Genomic DNA, 17,650 nt, shown 5'->3' on the forward strand with positions numbered 1-17,650 from the left:
CTGGAGGAGGCCGCGACCTGACGTCGCGGCCTCCTCGACTCGACATGGCGATGTACGCGTGGCCGAGCGCCTCACAGCTGGTGCAGGATCACCGGGTCCTTGATCTTCTTGTCGGCCGCCAGCAGCAGCGCCTTGCTGATGATCTCGGCGAGCCGGCTGTCGCCTTCGAAGGGCAGGAACATCTCCGGCTCCTTCGCCTTCGCCGAGTCCGGGATGATGCACAGGTAGCGGTCGTCCGGGGCGATCAGGATGTTGCCCGAGCCGCAGTGGATGCGATACGTGTGCAGATCGCCGCGTACCTCAAGGAACTTGTCGGTGAGAGTGCAGCGGTCGGCGATCGCCAGTCGGGGGATCAGCTCGGCCAGCACCTCTCGGCGCGTCCGGCCGGGCGGAGTGAGGTCGCCGAAGCTGTTCCGCGCCCAGTAGTCGCGATACCGGCCCTGGGGACCACCGTGGTACCAGTTCGGGTCGCTGCCCACCCCGGCCGCGGCCACGAACAGGTCGACGTCGCGCATCACCTCGCTCAGCACGACCGCCGGGACCTGCTCCAGCGGCACCGGTGTGCGGTCTTCCCGGGTGATCCGCAGCTGATCGGTCGACATCGTGTCGAACATCAGGTCGTCGCCCCGATCCTCCATCCCGGCGATGGACAACTCGGCGCGCATTTCCCAATCCGGAAGGGCCAGCCACGGCACCTCGTAGGAGGCGCCGTCGTTGCGGTGTCGCACGTGCGACCAGCCGCGCCGGGACAGGAGCGCGTTGAGGCGGTGCTGGCGCACGATGTGCGCGGCGAACCGGTTGGAATACGTGCCGGTGGTCCGCTCCGCGTCGGTCAGCAGGTACTGCTCCCGGTGTGCCTGCTTGAACGGCTGGGTGATCGCATGCCGGGCCAGGAATTCCCGCCAGGAAAGGACCGCAGCCGGGTCTTCGACCGGGTGCCACAGCCGGACCGTGGCGCCGCCGGCGGGCTCGAGCACCGCGTCGTCCACGGTCCGCAGGGCATCACCGCCCCAGCAGCAGGCGACGCCGTCGACGGTCCAGATGAGCCGCCGGGCCAGGGTCCGGGCCAGCGGGTGATCCAGGAATCGCTCGCGCCACTGCTCGGCGGTCCACGCCCGGTCGCGCCGCAGCAGCCCCTCCAGGCGATCACGGGTGGCGATCAGCGTGGCGCCGACGTCTGTGGCGGTCGCCTTCAGCTCCTTCAGCTCCTCGCCGTATTCCTTGCGCACCTGCGCGGGAGGAGCCTTGACCACCTTGCCGTCCGCGTTGCGCCACACCACGGCGGCGTCGATGCCGCGCACCTCGAGCTTGTACGAGCAGTCACCCAGCTTGTCCGCGAGCGGCAGCCCGAAGCCGGGCAGGGCCATCTCCTCGACGTCCTCGCGGCCGATGCCGAGCGCCTCGGCGTGCTTGGTCAGGCCCTTTTCGACGATGCGCAGCGTGCTCTTGTAGGTCATCCGCGACGCCAGCCGAGCCAGTTGTGCGAGGGCAGCGGGATGATCGGCGTCGATGAGCACCGCAACCGCGACGTTCGCCAGTTTCGGGCTCGCCGGACCATGCCCGGGAACCTTGCGGGCGGCTCGTTCCGCGATCTGGCCGAGGCTGCGCAGGGTGTCCTCCGACGGCGGGCACATGGCTCGCATCCAGATCAGACCCCACAGCAGCCCGACGTTGAAGCGGTCGGCCAACCGCGGCGGGAAATCAGCGTAGTGGCCGCTACAACACGTGGTCATGCGCAGCGGCAGGCTGCGCGCCAGACCCACCAGCGGGAGCCAGTCGTCGAGCCGGCTGCTGAACTCGTCCCCGCCGACCGCGTCGAGCAGGAGCCGGGCGCTCTTCTGCCAGGCAGCCGTCGGCTTCGCCTTGTCCGCACCGAGTGGGCAGTGGGCGAGCAGCGCGTGCCACGCGGACCGGCGTTCCTCGGGCATCGCCTCGATGTCCGCGATGGCGCGGTCGGCCCACTGTTCACCGGCGTTGGGGATGGGCCACATCGTGTCGGCCTCGTCGCCCATGTCGGACAGGATGCGCTCGACCCCCGTCCGGCGCCAGGTTGCCAGCGCCGCCGGGTGCATACGTCCGGCGAGGTACTCCGTCCTGATGGACTCCCAGGTAAAGCTCTTGAGCCGCCAGCTCCACCGGCCGAACCCCAGCCAGGCCTGACCGCCCAGCCGGTCCAGCCACACGGAACCATCCAGCCCACCGGCCGAGAGCAGAGAGCGGATCAGCGCGGTCCGCAACTCGCTGTCCTGCTCCGGCACCGTCAACTCATCGAACACTGTCTGCCGCACGTCCGCCGGCTGCGCGGCCAGGAGTTGCTCCGTCCGTGCCCACATCTCGCGGCGGGCAACATCCCACGGGGTTTCGTCCGCCTGGTTGACGCGGGGCCTCCACGGCGGAAATCCGATCACCGTCATCGCCGCGGCGACACGGCGATCGTGATTCGCATCGACGCCGTCCAGCACCGCTACGGCGGAGCCGAGCAACTCGGCCTGTCGCGTGGCCTCCGGAAGCAGGTCGATCTGCGTGGGAGCAAGATCATACGGTCCGTCCGGGTCGTTGAGCGCGGCAAGCAGCACCCGACCCCTGCCGTCCAGCGACCAGCCACACACCATGGCCACCCGATCGATGAAATCCCGCTGACTAACCGGGGAAAGGGTGTTGTCGCGTCGGTCGCACCACTCCTTGACGGTGGCGACCACCTCACGCAGTGCCGGCTCCGGATCGTACATGCCCATCAGCCACCCACCAGCGGGACGAGCTTGAGGAAGGTGACCCGGGACCCCGCGTGCAGGCGAACCTTGTCGTCCAGGCTCGTCACCTGACGGTCGTCGACCAGCACCACGAAACCGTTGCGGCCGAACGCCTCGAGCGTCGCCCGGGTCCGCTTCTCCGGATCAACGCGTGCGCCGGACTCGGCGACCTCCAGAAACACCCGCCGGCGAATCAGCTCGTCGAGTCGTACCTCTTCCTCGAAGATCTCCATGGTCCACTCGGGCCCGCTCGGCGCTCCGGTCGCTTCATCGGCGATTGTGATCAGCGGCATGGCGGCGACGGTAGTGCAGACCCCAGACATGGCGTGTGGCGTGGAAGCGACCTGGAACGCCTGTCATTCGCGCGATCGCCAAAGCCCTCGACGGCCAGCGCGCACGCATGACCGCCTATGCACTTGAGCTCGCCGCGCTCTTAGCTCCCTCTCAGGGTGGAGTCGACTCGCGCCACCAGGGGAGGCGGCGGGTGTCGCGTGCCGGCAGCGTGGATCTCGACGGCGACGACCGGTCGCCACGAGGGAGGACCCATGAGGAAGACGTTCCGGGGACTGGGCGCGGCGGCGGTCGTGGTCGCTGTGGCGCTGGTCGCCGTGCCGGGCGCCAGCGCCACAGCGCACAAGCCGAGGACGGCCGGCGTGGGAGGGGCGGGCGAGGTTCGCTTGACGTTCGCGCCCGACCGCGACGTACGCAGCTTCACCTTCGACGCGTACGCCACCCCGTACACCCGACCGATGCCCGGCGCGCCCCACGGCCTGCCCACCGACGCGACGGGCACGGTCCGCGTCGCCCACCGGGTCGCGGCGGACGGCGTCACCGTCCGCTTCGCGGCCCGCGTCGACTGCCTGGTCACTGCCACACGGACCGCGACGCTCACCGCCGTGGTCACCGAGGCCGACCCGCTGGCGGCCGACCTGGTCGGTCGCCGGCTGGGATTCAGCGTGTACGACGGTCCGGGCGGTGACCGGGTCGGCTTCTCGTGGGCGGTGGTCAACGCCGACCAGGGGCCTGACGGCCAGTGGCGCGAGGGCACGGTCGGCACCTGCATGGCGCCGGCGCCCTTCGCCCCGGTCACCACCGGCGACTACGTCGTGCGGCACGCCGAACTGGCACCACCCCCGACCGACGACTGAACCGCCAGCGGTCGCCGTGGGGCCGCTGGAGCGGACATCCTGGGATGAGGATCGCCGCCAGGTCTTGCGGGGTTGGCCACAACGAGCCTGCGCGTCCTTATCCCTGATAAGGACGCGCAGCTCTGTTCTGGGGCCGTGCAGCGGAGATCGTGCCAGAAGCTCGGCTCGCAGGGCAGCGAGGACTCCTTGCGCGGGCTACGGGACGATCGGGAGTACGTCGTCGTCATGTCCGCTCTGCGGTAGTCCGGCGGCTGCGGCGATGGCCTCGACGGCTTCCTCCAGTCCGGTGGTCTCGGGGAGGACCAGCTCGTCGGGCCAACCGAGGACGTCGTGGACGGAGTACCAGCCACTCATGTGCTCGGCGGTGAACTCGCTGACCTGCGGACGCGTCAGGTGCCGGCGCAGGGTCTCGGGCAGGGACACGTCGAGGTAGCAGAACAGCGATCGCCCCAGATGACCGTCCCGCAGGCCCGCCAGCATGCTCCGGTAACGGCTGGTGTGCAGGATGCCCTCCAGCACCACGTGGTAGCCGTGGTCGAGCGCGAACCGCACGGTCTGCCCGATCAACGCCGGCGCCGCGCCGCCGGGCTTGTCCCGCTCGCGCAGCAGAATGCGACGCAGATAATCCTGCTCAACCAGCGCACAGCCCCGACCATGCCGACGCCGCAGCTCCCGGGCAATGCTGCTCTTACCCGAGCCGGAGTTACCTCGAATGCAGACGAGGATCGGTTCCGCGCTACCGGTCGGAACGGCGTCAGCGGCCACGGTGCCCCCTCGCAGTCAGTCGATGCGCACGGTCAGTTTGTGGGCGTCGACGGCCAGCTGGGTGAGGTCGGGCAGTTGGTTCTCCGCGAGGGTGACGCCGGACAGGTTGTCGAGTGGCGTCTTGAGCCCGCGGAGCCGGCTGCCTCGCAGGTCGGCGCCGTCGAGGTGGCAGGAGTCCAGCTCCAGACCGGCGAGGTCGCAGGACCGCAGCGCGATTCCGGGCAGGCGGCAGGTGGACCAGGTGCCGTGGGTGAGAGTGCAGTCGGTGAAGGCGACCGAGCCGACGGCGGTGACGCGCTGGAAGGTGGTGTAGTCGAAGCGGCAGCCGTCGAACAGAACGTCCTTGAGGCGTACGTCGGTGAGCCTGGTGCCGGTGAACCGTGAGCCGGTGATAGCGCACCGTTCGATGGTGACGCCGGTCAGGGTCGCTCCGGAGAAGTCGGTGCGGGTGATTTCGCAGCCGTAGAGGGTGCTGGCTTCCCAGGTGCTCTCGCTGAGGTCGCCACCGGTGATCAGGCTGCTGCGGATGCTGCAGTCCTCCAGCTGCACACCGCGCCACGACGCGCCCTCGACGAAAGCCTCGGTGAGGACATCGGCCAGGTCGGTCACGCGGTCGAGGTCCTCCGGGTCGAGTTCCGGTAGCAGGACCTTCACGTCGCCGACTGTCGTGGTGCGCACGTGTCCTCAACCTGTTGCGGAGGGAAATGGGCTCGCCACCTCGCGCGCCGGATGTGCCCGCCGGTCGGCACGTCACTTCTCCTTCCAGTTGCCCCGGCCAGGCCGGCTGTCAAACTTCCGTTACTGGTATGTGGGCCGCAGCACCAGGGGTGGGACGTCCCGGCTCTCGCCGGCATGTCGAGCGGGGCGACGGCGCGGGCGCCTTTCATGCTTCTGTCTCCTCGGGCCCTGGAGAGCCGATCTCGGTCACCCGGTAGGAGCGGTTGTGTCGGGCGGGCCAGCCAAGGAACCGATCAAACATGTCGCTGGCGCACCCGGTGGTGGTGGGGTTGAGCTTGTGCAGGTCGCCGATGGCGTCATGGAGCAGACTGGCCAGGTAGAGGAACAAGCTGACCGGATTGCCGTCGTACTCGGCGACGAGAGCGAGCTTCGCCCGGCCACAGGGCCAGGGTTGGCCGCAGGCACGGCAGAGCCAGATCGGACGCAGCGGGGTGTGCTCCCTGGGCCCGGAGTCGAGTCGTTGAACCTGTGCGGGCTGCGAGGGCTCTTGGTTCATCGGGGCCTGCTCTCTCGGGCCTGCCGCTCGAACATTTGGCGCCACACGTAGTTGAACAGTGGTGGATTTGCCTTCACCTGTGCCGGTTCTTGAGAGCCTGACGAGGTGCCGGGTCGCCATGGCTGACCGGTCGTGGCGTTGCGCGAGACGTAGATGGTCACGTCCGCTCCCCTGTCCGGGCTGGGACCATTTGGTGGTGGGCTCGTCGGCAGGCCGACGAGCCCACCACCATTCGACGGCGCGTGGAAGCAAGCCGCCGGACGCCCGCCCGCGCAGCCCTCGTAGCAGTATGCAGGCGGGGGGACATCAACACGCTCGAGGGAGTGACCTGCGGCAGTACCAGCCGGCTCAGGTCCATCAGGGTCTGCCCGGCAGAAAACGCTCCGGTGGAATCGAGCCGGTCTCGCTCCTGGACGCTCACCTCTTACCCCCACTCAGTAGGTCGGACTTGGAGTGGCAGCGGAACGGGCGGGGAACTCACGTGGTCGCCACGCCTTGCACAGCGGCTTGTGCTCTGACCCGTTCCGGCCATGCGTCTACACAAGCCCCGGCGGTCACTGGTGCCCAGCGCGGCAACGGCGCAGAACTGACGCATCCCCATTGCGTCACACGGTGTGAGCTGGATGAATGGATCCGTGAGGGGTGACGGCGAAGGGAGGCGGTACGTGGCGGGTAGGCGGCGGCACCGGCTTGCCCAGCGTCGCAAGACGATTGGGCTGAGCCAGGAGCGCCTCGCGGAAGCCCTGGGCGTCGACCGCTCCACCATCGTGCGGTGGGAACGGGCGGAGACTGACCCGCAGCCCTGGCACCGGCCGCGCCTCGCCGCGACCCTCAAGCTGTCGATCGAGGAACTGGCCGACCTCTTGGCCGACGTCGGCCAGCCGCCGTCACCACCCGACGAGCGTCTCGGCTACGTTCTGCGCAACCCCGGCCGCGTCGACCTGATCGCTGTGGCGTATCTGAGGGAGCGCGTGCAGCGCCTCGACGAGCGCTATGACCAGACGCCTTCGACGCTCCTGCTCGCCGAGGCCGGGCAACTACACGGTCAGGAAATCTTCCTTCGCCAGCACGCCAGCAACGGGCCGGTTCAGCGCGAACTGGCGGCAGCAGTCGCCGAGTCCGCGACGTTGATGGGTCAACTCGTCTGGGACGCCTCGCAGCGGCGCGACCATGTCGTTAGCGCCGCCTACTTCGACCAGGCGATCAGCGCAGCCCAGGAAACGCGAGACGCGGTCACCGAGGCTAACGCGTTGCTCCGCAAGAGCTACCTCGCCCTCTACGGCACCAAGCAACCCAACGCCGGTCTTGTCCTGACCACCCGCGCCGCCGCCGTCAGCCACAGCGACAGTCACGTCATCGCCGGCCTCGCCCAACTGCATCGGGCTGAGGCAAACGCGATGCTCGGTCAGGCCAAGGACTGCTCCGACGCTCTCGGTACCGCTGAAGCTCACTTCGCCGCCGTCGACGCCCGAGATCCAGCCACCGACATCTTCTGCCCCAGCCACTACACGAGGCTCGCGGGCTCCTGCTGGCTCTCCCTCAACAAGCCAAACGAAGCCGTACCAGCGCTAGAGAAAGCCCGACAACTGATCGCCGCACGCCGCAAATCCACCGCCGTCATCCTCGGCAACCTCGCCCTCGCCAGCATCCTCCGACGCGACGTCGACGCCGCAACGTCCTACCTGCATCAGGCCATCGACGTCATCGAGCGGACCCGCGCCGGCGGCGGACTCAACCTCGCCTTCGCCGCCGCCCGACAGCTACGCCCCTGGCGCAACGAGCCCTTAGTCCAGGACGTGAACGACCGACTCCTCACACTCATGAGCCCATAGGAGCACCAACGTGACCGACATCGACCGCGCCAAACACGCCGTTCGGCAACACGTATGGGACCTCCTTGAACGTGACGGCGCCGCCCCACTTGGCGTGCACGGTCACATCCCCGACTTCGTCGGCAAGGAAGAGGCCGCAGCCCGCCTCGCGGAACTGGACGTATGGAAGAAGGCCCGAGTGATCAAGTGCAACCCAGACCGGGCCCAACTTCCCGTCCGGGTACGAGCCCTGCAGGAAGGCAAACTGCTCTACATGGCAGTCCCGAGACTCGCTACCCCCAAGCCCTTCTATCTGCTCGACCCCGCCAGCCTCACCGCACCGATCGAGACTGCCGTTACGAGTACTGGTGCGCCGCAGGTCGCTCCCACCGTGGGACCCGCCGAAATGCGTCCGGTGGACCTCATCGTCTGTGGCAGCGTCGCTGTCAGCCGCCAAAGCGGCGTGCGGGTCGGCAAGGGCGCCGGCTACTCCGACCTGGAGATCGCCCTCCTCACCGAGGCCACACTCGTCACCACCGAGACCACCATCGCCACCACGATCCACCAGACCCAGCTACTCGAGGATGAGCTGCCCAACGCGGACCATGACTTCAGCGTCGACTTCGCGATCACGCCGAACGAGGTAGTGGCTTGCAGACCCGACCGGGGACGGCCGTCTGGCATCATCGGATCAAACCTTCGTCAAGATCAGCTCGACAGTATTCCCATACTGCGCGCCTAAGGCGGCAGGACACCTGGCTCGTGTAGCTCAGGGCTCCTCGGCCGGGGCACCTATGTCGGTGCCATGAGATCGAGAACGGGCGTCGGTGCGGCACACTCGTGCGATGACCGAGACCTCGCTTTCTGTACCGGCGTATGACCCGGCCATCGGGGTTGTAGCCCCTGCCGAGGGCGGCACGATCACTGTCAACATCGTCGATGGCGCGGTAGAGATCTTCGGCGACCCCGCCGGCCTCCGAGATCTCGCTCGCATGTGCCTGGCGCTGTCCGACCCGCGGGCGCAGTCGGGAGCTCACATCCACCTTGAAGCCGGCATCAATCCCCTAGACCTCGAGTCTGCCTCCCTTATACTCGCCCGGGATCCACTCCGTTCGAGAGATCTCTGACCGCCTCATCCCGACGGCCTCGTAGTGTCCCGCCAATTCAGGCGGCAAAGTCGATCAGTCGGCTCCGGTCGTCCTCGCCCGGTAGCCGCCACACCTGTTCGTTCGGCCAGTGGCGGTACAACAGGTTTATGGGCTCTTCACAGATGAGGGTGTAGCTGCGGGGGCTGGGCTTGCGGGTCTTGGGTCACCCCTCTTGCTGTCGTTGGGAGTTTCCACCCCGAGAGGGCAGCCTTGCACGTTTGGGCCCGCTGCTGAGACCTCTTGTCGGGCTGTGCTGATGCCAGGCTGATCGAGGTGGGTCAACACATCGACACTCCCTCCTTCGGTGTCCGCCCCGGGATGCCCCGCGAACGCCCTTGGTGCCGACGGCCTCGATTGCTTAGGCATCAGCTCCTTTGGTGGCGGCGGGACTCAGTCGTTGGTGGACGCCCCTGGTCCAGTCGCGGCGTACCGGGCGGCGATGGTGCGGACGGCCTCGTCGACTACCTGAGCGACGCGTTCGGCGCTCACCTCCCAGCCCGGCACTAGGAGTGTTGGCCAGAAGACGTAGTTGGAGATCATGCCCAGGAACTGGGTGGCTGCGAGGTCCACGTCCTCGACCCGCACCGTTCCCGCCTCGTGCTCAGCCAGGAGGTAGCTGCGTACGGACTCGAAGTAGGGCATCTTCCCGTGCGAGAACTGCGCATGGGCCAGCTCCGGGAACCGCGGCAGCTCGGCGATGACGATCCGGAACAGGTCGGTCATCTGGGGCCGGCTCAACAGCTCGGCGTAACGGCGACCGATGGCGCTGAGCCCGTCAACGACGTTGCCTGCCGGCGGAGGATCCTCCTCGTCAGCGGTTGACCAGGACTCGGTGACGATGGCGTCGAACAGGGCAGCCTTGCTCGGAAATTGCTTGAACAAGGTGGCCCGCGAGACACCCGAGCGCTCTGCGATCCGCGCCAGCGATGTCCGGTCGTAGCCCAACTCGAGGAACAGTGCGGTCGCGGCCGTCACGATCAGCGCGCGCTTTTCCTGGGCGACGCGCTGGTGGTACGTCGGTACGACCCTGCTCATGGACTGAGCATACGAGGTGAGTGGCTTGACTCGCCACTGCCGCCAACCTAGTGTCAAGGCAGTGGTGAGTCGCTCGGCTCGCCATCGGCCGGCCGTTCATCGCCGATGATCCCGGTCAGTCACCCACGTACCGAAGGAACATCGGATGAACCGCTTCGACAACCAGACCGTGCTCGTGACCGGTGGGACCGGTGGCCAGGGATCGAGCCACGTACGCGCCTTTCACGCGGAGGGAGCGAACGTGGTGATCGGCGACATCGACACCGAACGCGGCGCCGCTCTCGCCGACGAGCTCGGGACCCGCGCTCACTTCACCCGCCTCGACGTCACCGACGAGAGTTCGTGGTCCGCTGCTGTGCTAGCCGCCGAGAGCGCCTTCGGCGCCCTGAACGTGCTCGTCAACAACGCGGGCGTCCAGAACCCGCCGGCGCCGATTGAGAACACGGACCAGGCCACGTGGTCGCGCATCCTCGACATCAACCTCACAGGGACCTTCCTCGGCATCAAGGTCGCCGCCCCCGCTCTGCGCCGCGCAACAGGGGGAGCCATCGTCAACATCGCCTCGACGATGGGCCTGGGCGGCACGGCGCACTACGCGCCGTACGTCGCCAGCATGTGGGCCGTGCGAGGCCTTACCCGAACGGCAGCGCTCGAGCTCGGCCGGGACCACATCCGCGTGAACACCATCCACCCCGGCGTGATCGCGACCCCCTTCATCCAAGAACCAGCAGCCGGCGCCACCGCGGCAATCGCCGACTTCTACTCACCCGAGCCGTTCGCCATCCCCCGACTTGGAGAGCCGACCGACGTCACCCGGCTTCTCCTGTTCCTCACGTCATCAGACGCGTCGTTCATCACGGGGTCGGAGTACGTCATCGACGGTGGACTCCTCCTCGGGCCCGCCCTTCAGACCGAGACCGCATGAGCAGTCCAGACACGACCGGATGGAACGACTCCCCACGTGACGCGTCTTTGTCGCACCTGCCCGATCACATCCGGCGAGCCATCGAGATCACACCCGCCGCAGGCACCAGCGAACGGATCATCGACATCACGACGCTGGGGCGCCGCACCGGCCGGCCACGCCGCATCGAGATCTTCTTCTACCGAGCTGCGGGCACCACCTACCTGTGTAGCGGCGCCGGCGGTGCCGCGACCGACTGGCATGCGAACCTTCTCGCCAATCCCAACTTCACCTTCCACCTCAAGAACGGGATCCGCGCAGATCTGCCTGCACGGGCCACGCCTGTCACCGACCCAGCTGAACGTCAGGCCGTGCTGGCGGAGATCGTCGCGGATCTCAATCAGCCCCACGACCCCGGCACCATCCGGCCGACTCGGCTCGAAGACTGGGCTGACAGTCGGCTGATGCGCATCAGCTTCCGCCATCGGCCGTGATCGCGGATCCCTCGACAGATGACCTACTCCCAGGGACTGGGGTGTAGTCGCGGCTAGAGGAGCTCTTCGCCAGATGAGGGTGTAGCTGGCGCGGCGGTCCCAGATGGATGTCGAGGTTTCCAGAGGGAAAGGCTCCTACACGCTCATCCTGAAAGAACCGCCACCGTGCCCGACGCTACCGTCGGCGACCGCTCGCACGCGTTCGCCCACCCCGATCTAACGACCTTCTGCAGACTCGACGAGCTCGGCCTCGTCGTCACCGGCCAACGCCTCGAGCCCGACCGCGCGGTCCTCGCGTGCCGGGTCCTCGAACCCGACCAATGGTGCCGCCGCTGCGGCTGCGAAGGGACCCCCGGGACACGGTCACCAGGCAACTTGCCCACGAGCCGCTCGGCTGGCGGCCCACGACGCTGCTGGTCACGATCCGCCGCTACCGATGCGGTGGCTGCGGGCATGTCTGGCGCCAGGACACCTCCCAGGTGGCCGAGCCCCGGTCGAAGTTGTCACGGCGCGGGCTGCGGTGGGCACTCGAAGGGATTGTGGTCGGACACCTCACCGTCGCCCGGGTCGCCGAAGGTCTCGGCGTCGCGTGGAACACCGCCAACGACGCAGTCCTCGCCGAGGGCAAGCGGGTCCTGATCGACGACCCGGCACGGTTCGACGGCGTCCGGGTCGTCGGCGTCGATGAGCACGTCTGGCGCCACACCAGCCGTGGTGACAAGTACGTCACGGTCATCATCGACCTCACCCCGATCCGCGACAAGACAGGCCCAGCACGGCTCCTCGACATGGTCGAGGGCCGCTCCAAGCAAGTGTTCAAGACCTGGCTCGTCGCCCGCACCGACGCCTGGCGTGACGCGGTCGAGGTCGTCGCGATGGACGGGTTCAGCGGCTTCAAGACCGCCACCACCGAAGAGCTCCCTGACGCGGTCGCGGTGATGGATCCCTTCCACGTGGTCCGCTTGGCCGGCGACGCGCTCGACCGGTGCCGACGCAGGGTCCAGCAAGCCATCCACGGTCACCGCGGCATGAAGGGCGACCCGCTCTACTCGGCGCGGCGGACCCTGCAAACCGGCGCCGACCTCCTCACCGACAAGCAGCGCAGCCGTCTGCGGGCGCTGTTCGCGGTCGATGACCATGTGCAGGTCGAGGCGACCTGGGGGATCTACCAGCGGATGATCGCGGCCTACCGAGAGCCCGACCGAGCTCGTGGCCGCGTGTTGATGACCGCGCTGATCGACTCGGTCAGCGCCGGCGTCCCGGCCGTGCTGAGCGAGGTCATCACGCTGGGCCGGACGTTGAAGAAGCGTGCCGACGACGTGCTGGCCTACTTCGACCGGCCCGGCACATCCAACGGCCCGACCGAGGCGATCAACGGACGGCTCGAACACCTCCGCGGCTCCGCGCTCGGATTCCGCAACATCACCAACTACATCGCCAGGTCCCTGCTCGAGACCGGCGGCTTCAGGCCACGACTACACGCTGGTCTGTGAAGAGCCGGTTTATGGTGGTCGTGGCGGTAGATGCCCGCAGCGGCCCGCGGGCCAGGTCGGCCAGCAGTTGCTCTTCCCGCTCGGCGTCCTGAACGATCATCAGGACCGCTCCGACCGGCACCACTCGGTCGGTACGCCGATAGCCAGTCAGCAGTCCACCCAGCCCCGACGTCCGCCGCTCATGCTCGGCGACAACGTCACCGATCGCGCCACGGTCGACATGCACCAGGAAACGCAGGCACCGCCCGTCCTCCAGCCAGACGCCGTAGCCGTCGGCCCGCAGCTGCGCCAGGTCGTGCTGGCGCAACCACGCCGAGGTCTCCATGGTCGCCAGCCACTGGAACAGCTCGCACCGCCCCGGGTTCCGCCGCGACACCTCGACCAGCGGTAGGAACAGCAGAGCGTCTGCCGCACTGGGTAGCCGACGGCCCAGCTGCAGAGGCACAGGCCGCCCCGAGGCCACAAGGTCGCCGCGCACCACCTCGGCACCCTCGGCCGTGATCTCGTACCACCAGGTGTGAGTGCGGTCCTCCTTCGAGCGCTCGCGGCGCACCAGCCCCGACTCATGCAGCCAGGCCAGGTCCCGATGAGCCGTCAGTCGCGACACGTCACAGACCAACGCCACATCCAACGTCGACGCCGAAGCGTGCTGAGCCAGGAAGGACAGGATCCGCCACCGCCGCGGCGACAACCGCCTCACGGCCGCACGGTCACCCATGTCTTGATGATCCCTCGGCACATCGACGGCCCATAGCCATTTCAATCGGCCACTACACAGCGTAAGGCGATAGCGACCAACATGACTGCGATGAAGATCAGCCACACGGGCGCAGATGCCCTCGGAGCCTGCGGAGCAAGCGTCTTCATAGCCTCACCGAGAGCCTTCGCCCTCTAATCGGGGTTTTGGGGCGGATTTTGGAGATCACTGTTCAGCGAATCACCCAAAGAGACGAGCACAAGAACATCACCAACACGCATAGCGGACAGCCCTCAGTTGATCTTAAACGTCACTCGCAGCGTCGAAGGTTGCAACCCCCGGGGGTGACGTCACCCGCCCGCGATCCGGGCTACGCCGAGATGCCACTGCATTCGCCGGGCGTCACTCTCCGTCGCGCCCTGCGTCATCGGCGGCCGGAAAAACCGCCTCGATGACGGTCGCGGTCCCGGCTACCGGCCGCTGTTCGTGCATTGTGATCACGTCGCCCGCTGACAATCGCCGCCACCGCTGGGGGCTCAGCGGTGCCAGACGGACGACCCCTCCCCCGCCGGGCTGAAGGTCCGGCTGCGACTCGACCCAGATCCGGGCGACATAAAGGTCCGGGTGGCCCGCCGCCGTCACATCGCCGATGTCCCACAGCGGGCGGAGGCGCCCATCGCCGGGAACCGAGGTGCGCCGTCCGCCAACGACGCCCGGAGCCACGAGCTGAAGCTCCGCCCGAATCACCCCGTGATTGACTTCAGCCCGACGCCAGTGACACCACCGCTCGGTCCTCGCAAGCCACATCATCCTGGCAGCCTTCGCGAGGAAGTCCCAGTAGGCGATCTCGGACCCGTACGCGTCGCCCAGTTCCACGAGGATGTCCAGCGCCACCTCCCACTCATCGTGGTCGAGGTACTCGTTCGCATCCGCCAGCGTCGTGCCGGCCTCGCCCGCAGTCAGCGCGGGTACGTGACAGGCCGCTCGACGAAGAAGCTCGGGGACATCCACGGCATGGATCCTCCCGCAACATCCACAAGTTGCTCTGCGGCGGTGCGGCCAGCCTCAAGATCGATTTGGAGGCTCAGACCAACTGCACCTCGACCTGCACCCACCGGCGGAAAATCGCGCCGCCCCACTGCCTGGGCGGCCCGCGGCCAGGACCACAACCCGACGTCCGCCGGTAACCGGAACAGTCCCATCGCTCCCGAGCGCCCATGGAGCACCCAGCTATCGTCGCAGGACACGAGAAAGGCTCTGGCTAGGTGGGAAACCACCAGGCCAGAGCCTTTATTGCTGGTGCGCCGCCAGGGACTCGAACCCCGAACCCGCGGATTAAGAGGCATACACCGACCGATGGCCCGTCGCCGCCTGGCCCGGCCGTCGTGACGGTCGAGCCCTGCCTGTGGCTGGTGGAACGGGCCTCGGTTGCTGTCGCCGTTGCTGTCGCCACGACCTGCGCGATACGAGATCAAAACGGGCGACCCGGCAAGCAGCGCGGATGGGCTCGTAGTAACGGAAACACCTTTCGGCGTCTCTCACCACTCGCCGGCCGTCCGTGGACCTCTCGCGGACTGAATGCCGACCGCTCCGCTAGGCAGACGGGGACGGGGCCTCTGGTGGGCTGCCGGCGGCGCGTCGAGCGTCCGCAACGGCGACCCCGAGCAGCACGACCGCAGCGACGATGGCGGCAAGCAGCGGCGGGCCGAAGAACAGCGGCGGCGCCAGCAGGACCAGAACGCCGATGCCGACGAGCCGGCGCACGGCGAGCCGGTTGAAGACGACCCGTTCCAGCCGACTGCGGCCGAACAGGAAGATCGCCGGCCCGCCGAGGATGACCACGAGCCAGGCCGGCACGGAGGGCCCCTCCGGATGCGCCAACACGATTTCCGCGCCGGCCGCGGCCAAGGTGATGCCGAGAACCATGAGCAGATGGGCCACACCGACGATCCCGCCGGCAGCTGCCCGGTTCGACGACATCTCGACGGCCTCGGCCAGCACCTGGCCCGCGCGATAGAAGTAGATCCGCCACATCAGCACGGACGTCACGAATGTGACCACCAGGGCCGCCTTTGCGGCGAGCGTGGTGGGGTGGGTGGCGTAGGTGAGGCCTATGGACAGCACCGTCTCGCCGAGCGCGATCAGCAACAGTTGCTGGTAGCGCTCGGGGAGGTATCGGCTGCTGGCCATCGCCCACGCGCTGGTCGGTGGCCGGCCCAGGCCGGGTACCGGCCATCTGACCCGCGCCACGACCAGGTCCACGGTGATGGCGATCAACCATAGGGCGAGCCGGAGGTTTCCGCGCATCGCCGCCCCGGCGAGCCAAATGACGCCGGAGATGCTGGCCCAGATGGCCAGGCGGGTGTAGAGCTCCCGTACCTGCTCGTGCTCCCGTAACAGGGGCCGGAGCACCAAGGGGCGTCCGATGTGCAGCACCACGTACACGATGGCGAAGGTGGCGCCGTGTTGCTCGAACTCGTACAGGGACGTCGCCATGATCAGCAGGCCGAACGCGCTGACCAGGACCAGCAGCTGAATCCAGCCGTTGCGGTAGTCGAACCGGCTGGTGACGTACGCGGTGGTCGTCCACAGCCACAGCAACGGCAGGGCCAGAACGGCCGCGTACAGCAGCGACAGCCAGCGCACGCCCACATTGTCGGAGAGAAGGTCCGGCCCCATCCGGCTGACGACCCCGACCAGGGCGAAGACCAACACCAGGTCGAAGAACAGCTCCAGGAAGCTGGCCTGCTGGGCGTCCTCCTCGCCGCGCATGATGCCCCCGGTCTGCGCCGGCTCCGATGCTCGCCCCATTCGCCCATGGTCGCGTGATGACTGTCCTCGCGCGCCGATTTCGTCCTCCAACAGCGGCATCATCACGGTCACCGGCCAGAAGGTCGCCCTCGGTCGGCTCCACCGGCACCAGACAGTCAGCGTGACCGTCTCCGAAACAACACTCGCCATCGAACTCACCGACGGCGACACCAAAGTCGTCCGACGCACCACCACCCAGCCAGTCCGTAGCATCAAAGGCCAGCGACCGCGGATCGCTACCTCAGTTTCCTAGACCACCCGTCGCACATCACCTGGCAGAGCTACGTCGCACATCAGCTGACGGATCACACGCCGGCAGCCCCGCCGGCAGCCCCGGAAGCCCCGTGTCGTGTCTCAGGACCTGCATGACAGATCGGTATCAGGACCTGGGTAACACTCCGCCACCTGTGGCACTGGCCCGACGGCTGGTCAAGGTCGACGAGCTGATCAGAACGGCGGCGACGGCTGGAAGGAACTGATCGGCCTCTACCGTCGCCCGCCACGGGCGAGGCCGTTGGACCCCAGGCCGCAGCAGCACATCCGCATCCACCAGCGCTGCCGGGTGGTACGACTGTTTCGGAGGCTGGCAGAAGCGGCAGAAACGGGGCGAACCGATGACGGGTGGTGCAGCCCGGCTGGTGCGGGGATCGGATGAGCAGCGGGCGACGTTCCTGGACCTGTTCTTCGACCTGGTGTTTGTCTTCGCGATCTTCCGGCTCTCGCAAGGGCTGCGGGAGCATCTGAACTGGAGCGGCGCCTTCCAGACGCTGGTGGTGCTGCTCGCCCTGTGGTGGGTGTGGACCCAGTCGGCGGCGGTAGCCGACAGGTTCGACCCGTGGCAGCCCGCGATACGGCGGCTGGCCATCGGGGCGATGTTCGGCAGCTTGGTGCTGGCGGCCGCAGCGCCTGAGGCGTTCGGCGGACGTGGCTTGGTCTTCGCCGGCGTGTACGTCGCCGTCCAGGTCGGTCGCAGCCTGTTTCTCGTGGTCGTTACGTGGGGCGACGAGCGGCAGCGTCCCGAGATGCGGGTGCTGTTCTGGTTCGGCGTGTCGGCGGTGCCGTGGATCGCGGGCGCCCTCATGCAGGGTTGGCCGCGTGGGGTGCTGTGGGCGCTGGCGGTGGCCGTGGATTACACGGTGGCCAGACTCGGCTGGCCCATGCCGAGGCTGGGCCGCGCCGGTGCGGCGGAGTTTGCGGTCTCGGGCGAGTTCCAGGCCGAGCGGCATCGGCAGTTCTTCATCATCGCGCTGGGCGAGCTGATTCTCGTGACGGGGTTGGGGCTCAGCAGCGGCGGCTTCGAGGCGGCCCGCGGCGCGGCGGTCGTGGTGGCGTTCGCGACCACGGTGCTGCTGTGGTGGAT

The 17,650-nt window shown here is 67.9% G+C and carries 17 protein-coding genes and 1 pseudogene; 8 read left to right on the forward strand and 10 right to left on the reverse strand.

The features are described from left to right. Positions 1-71 precede the first annotated feature (71 nt). Both ABZV00_RS15795 and ABZV00_RS15800 read right to left on the reverse strand, forming a co-directional pair. Positions 72-2,735, reverse strand: coding sequence for a DUF4132 domain-containing protein (locus ABZV00_RS15795; RefSeq protein WP_355606332.1), 2,664 nt, complete (start codon positions 2,733-2,735; stop codon positions 72-74). Further along, positions 2,735-3,043, reverse strand: coding sequence for a hypothetical protein (locus tag ABZV00_RS15800; protein ID WP_355606335.1), 309 nt, complete (start codon positions 3,041-3,043; stop codon positions 2,735-2,737). Before ABZV00_RS15800 ends, ABZV00_RS15795 begins: the two co-directional genes overlap by 1 nt. 252 nt (positions 3,044-3,295) lie before the next feature. Between ABZV00_RS15800 and ABZV00_RS15805 the strand changes: the two genes are divergently transcribed. After that, entirely contained in the window at positions 3,296-3,898 is a 603-nt protein-coding gene (locus ABZV00_RS15805; protein WP_355606337.1) for a hypothetical protein, read from the forward strand. Between the two features lie 195 nt (positions 3,899-4,093). Here the strand turns inward: ABZV00_RS15805 and ABZV00_RS15810 are convergent, their stop codons facing one another. The 4 genes from ABZV00_RS15810 to amcA form a co-directional block, all read right to left on the reverse strand. Further along, positions 4,094-4,663 (reverse strand): kinase, encoded by a 570-nt coding sequence (locus tag ABZV00_RS15810; RefSeq protein WP_355606340.1) that lies wholly within the window; start codon positions 4,661-4,663, stop codon positions 4,094-4,096. 15 nt (positions 4,664-4,678) lie between these two features. Beyond that, positions 4,679-5,341, reverse strand: a complete 663-nt coding sequence (locus ABZV00_RS15815) for a pentapeptide repeat-containing protein (RefSeq protein WP_355606343.1) — start codon at positions 5,339-5,341, stop codon at positions 4,679-4,681. Positions 5,342-5,546: 205 nt separating this feature from the next. Then, positions 5,547-5,897, reverse strand: coding sequence for a hypothetical protein (locus ABZV00_RS15820; protein WP_355606346.1), 351 nt, complete (start codon positions 5,895-5,897; stop codon positions 5,547-5,549). Then, the gene (amcA, locus tag ABZV00_RS15825) at positions 5,894-6,331 is read right to left on the reverse strand and encodes a multiple cyclophane-containing RiPP AmcA (protein ID WP_355606349.1); all 438 of its coding nucleotides are present in this window, start codon (positions 6,329-6,331) and stop codon (positions 5,894-5,896) included. Before amcA ends, ABZV00_RS15820 begins: the two co-directional genes overlap by 4 nt. Positions 6,332-6,562: 231 nt before the next feature. Here amcA and ABZV00_RS15830 point away from each other — a divergent pair, with 231 nt between their 5' ends. From ABZV00_RS15830 to ABZV00_RS15840, 3 genes are all read left to right on the forward strand, one after another. Then, entirely contained in the window at positions 6,563-7,729 is a 1,167-nt protein-coding gene (locus ABZV00_RS15830; protein ID WP_355606352.1) for a helix-turn-helix transcriptional regulator, read from the forward strand. 10 nt (positions 7,730-7,739) lie between these two features. After that, positions 7,740-8,450: a 5-formyltetrahydrofolate cyclo-ligase gene (locus ABZV00_RS15835; protein WP_355606355.1), complete on the forward strand. Its 711-nt coding sequence runs from the start codon at positions 7,740-7,742 to the stop codon at positions 8,448-8,450. Positions 8,451-8,553: 103 nt separating this feature from the next. Beyond that, entirely contained in the window at positions 8,554-8,835 is a 282-nt protein-coding gene (locus ABZV00_RS15840; protein ID WP_355606358.1) for a hypothetical protein, read from the forward strand. Positions 8,836-9,246: 411 nt separating this feature from the next. Here the strand turns inward: ABZV00_RS15840 and ABZV00_RS15845 are convergent, their stop codons facing one another. Then, complete coding sequence (locus ABZV00_RS15845) at positions 9,247-9,891, reverse strand: TetR/AcrR family transcriptional regulator (RefSeq protein ID WP_355606361.1); 645 nt, start codon at positions 9,889-9,891, stop codon at positions 9,247-9,249. Positions 9,892-10,036: 145 nt separating this feature from the next. On the opposite strand from ABZV00_RS15845, the gene ABZV00_RS15850 reads away from it, so the two are divergent. The 3 genes and pseudogenes from ABZV00_RS15850 to ABZV00_RS15860 all read left to right on the forward strand — a co-directional run bounded on the left by ABZV00_RS15850 (position 10,037) and on the right by ABZV00_RS15860 (position 12,782). Beyond that, positions 10,037-10,816, forward strand: coding sequence for a glucose 1-dehydrogenase (locus tag ABZV00_RS15850; RefSeq protein WP_355606364.1), 780 nt, complete (start codon positions 10,037-10,039; stop codon positions 10,814-10,816). After that, positions 10,813-11,289: a nitroreductase/quinone reductase family protein gene (locus ABZV00_RS15855; RefSeq protein ID WP_355606366.1), complete on the forward strand. Its 477-nt coding sequence runs from the start codon at positions 10,813-10,815 to the stop codon at positions 11,287-11,289. Before ABZV00_RS15850 ends, ABZV00_RS15855 begins: the two co-directional genes overlap by 4 nt. Before the next feature lie 165 nt (positions 11,290-11,454). Next, a pseudogene (locus tag ABZV00_RS15860) lies at positions 11,455-12,782 on the forward strand (ISL3 family transposase). Here the strand turns inward: ABZV00_RS15860 and ABZV00_RS15865 are convergent. The 3 genes from ABZV00_RS15865 to ABZV00_RS15875 form a co-directional block, all read right to left on the reverse strand. Continuing rightward, on the reverse strand, positions 12,754-13,605 hold the full coding sequence (locus tag ABZV00_RS15865) for a DeoR family transcriptional regulator (protein ID WP_355606369.1): 852 nt from the start codon (positions 13,603-13,605) through the stop codon (positions 12,754-12,756). The pseudogene ABZV00_RS15860 and the gene ABZV00_RS15865 sit on opposite strands and share 29 nt — an antisense overlap. A gap of 276 nt (positions 13,606-13,881) precedes the next feature. Continuing rightward, positions 13,882-14,490, reverse strand: coding sequence for a hypothetical protein (locus tag ABZV00_RS15870; RefSeq protein ID WP_355606372.1), 609 nt, complete (start codon positions 14,488-14,490; stop codon positions 13,882-13,884). Between the two features lie 582 nt (positions 14,491-15,072). Continuing rightward, the gene (locus ABZV00_RS15875) at positions 15,073-16,290 is read right to left on the reverse strand and encodes a low temperature requirement protein A (protein WP_355606375.1); all 1,218 of its coding nucleotides are present in this window, start codon (positions 16,288-16,290) and stop codon (positions 15,073-15,075) included. Positions 16,291-16,904: 614 nt separating this feature from the next. Here ABZV00_RS15875 and ABZV00_RS15880 point away from each other — a divergent pair. Beyond that, positions 16,905-17,650, forward strand: a 746-nt coding sequence (locus tag ABZV00_RS15880) for a low temperature requirement protein A (protein ID WP_355606378.1), incomplete at its 3' end; no start/stop codon positions are given.

Source organism: Micromonospora sp. NPDC005173 (assembly GCF_040608515.1).
GTDB lineage: Bacteria > Actinomycetota > Actinomycetes > Mycobacteriales > Micromonosporaceae > Micromonospora.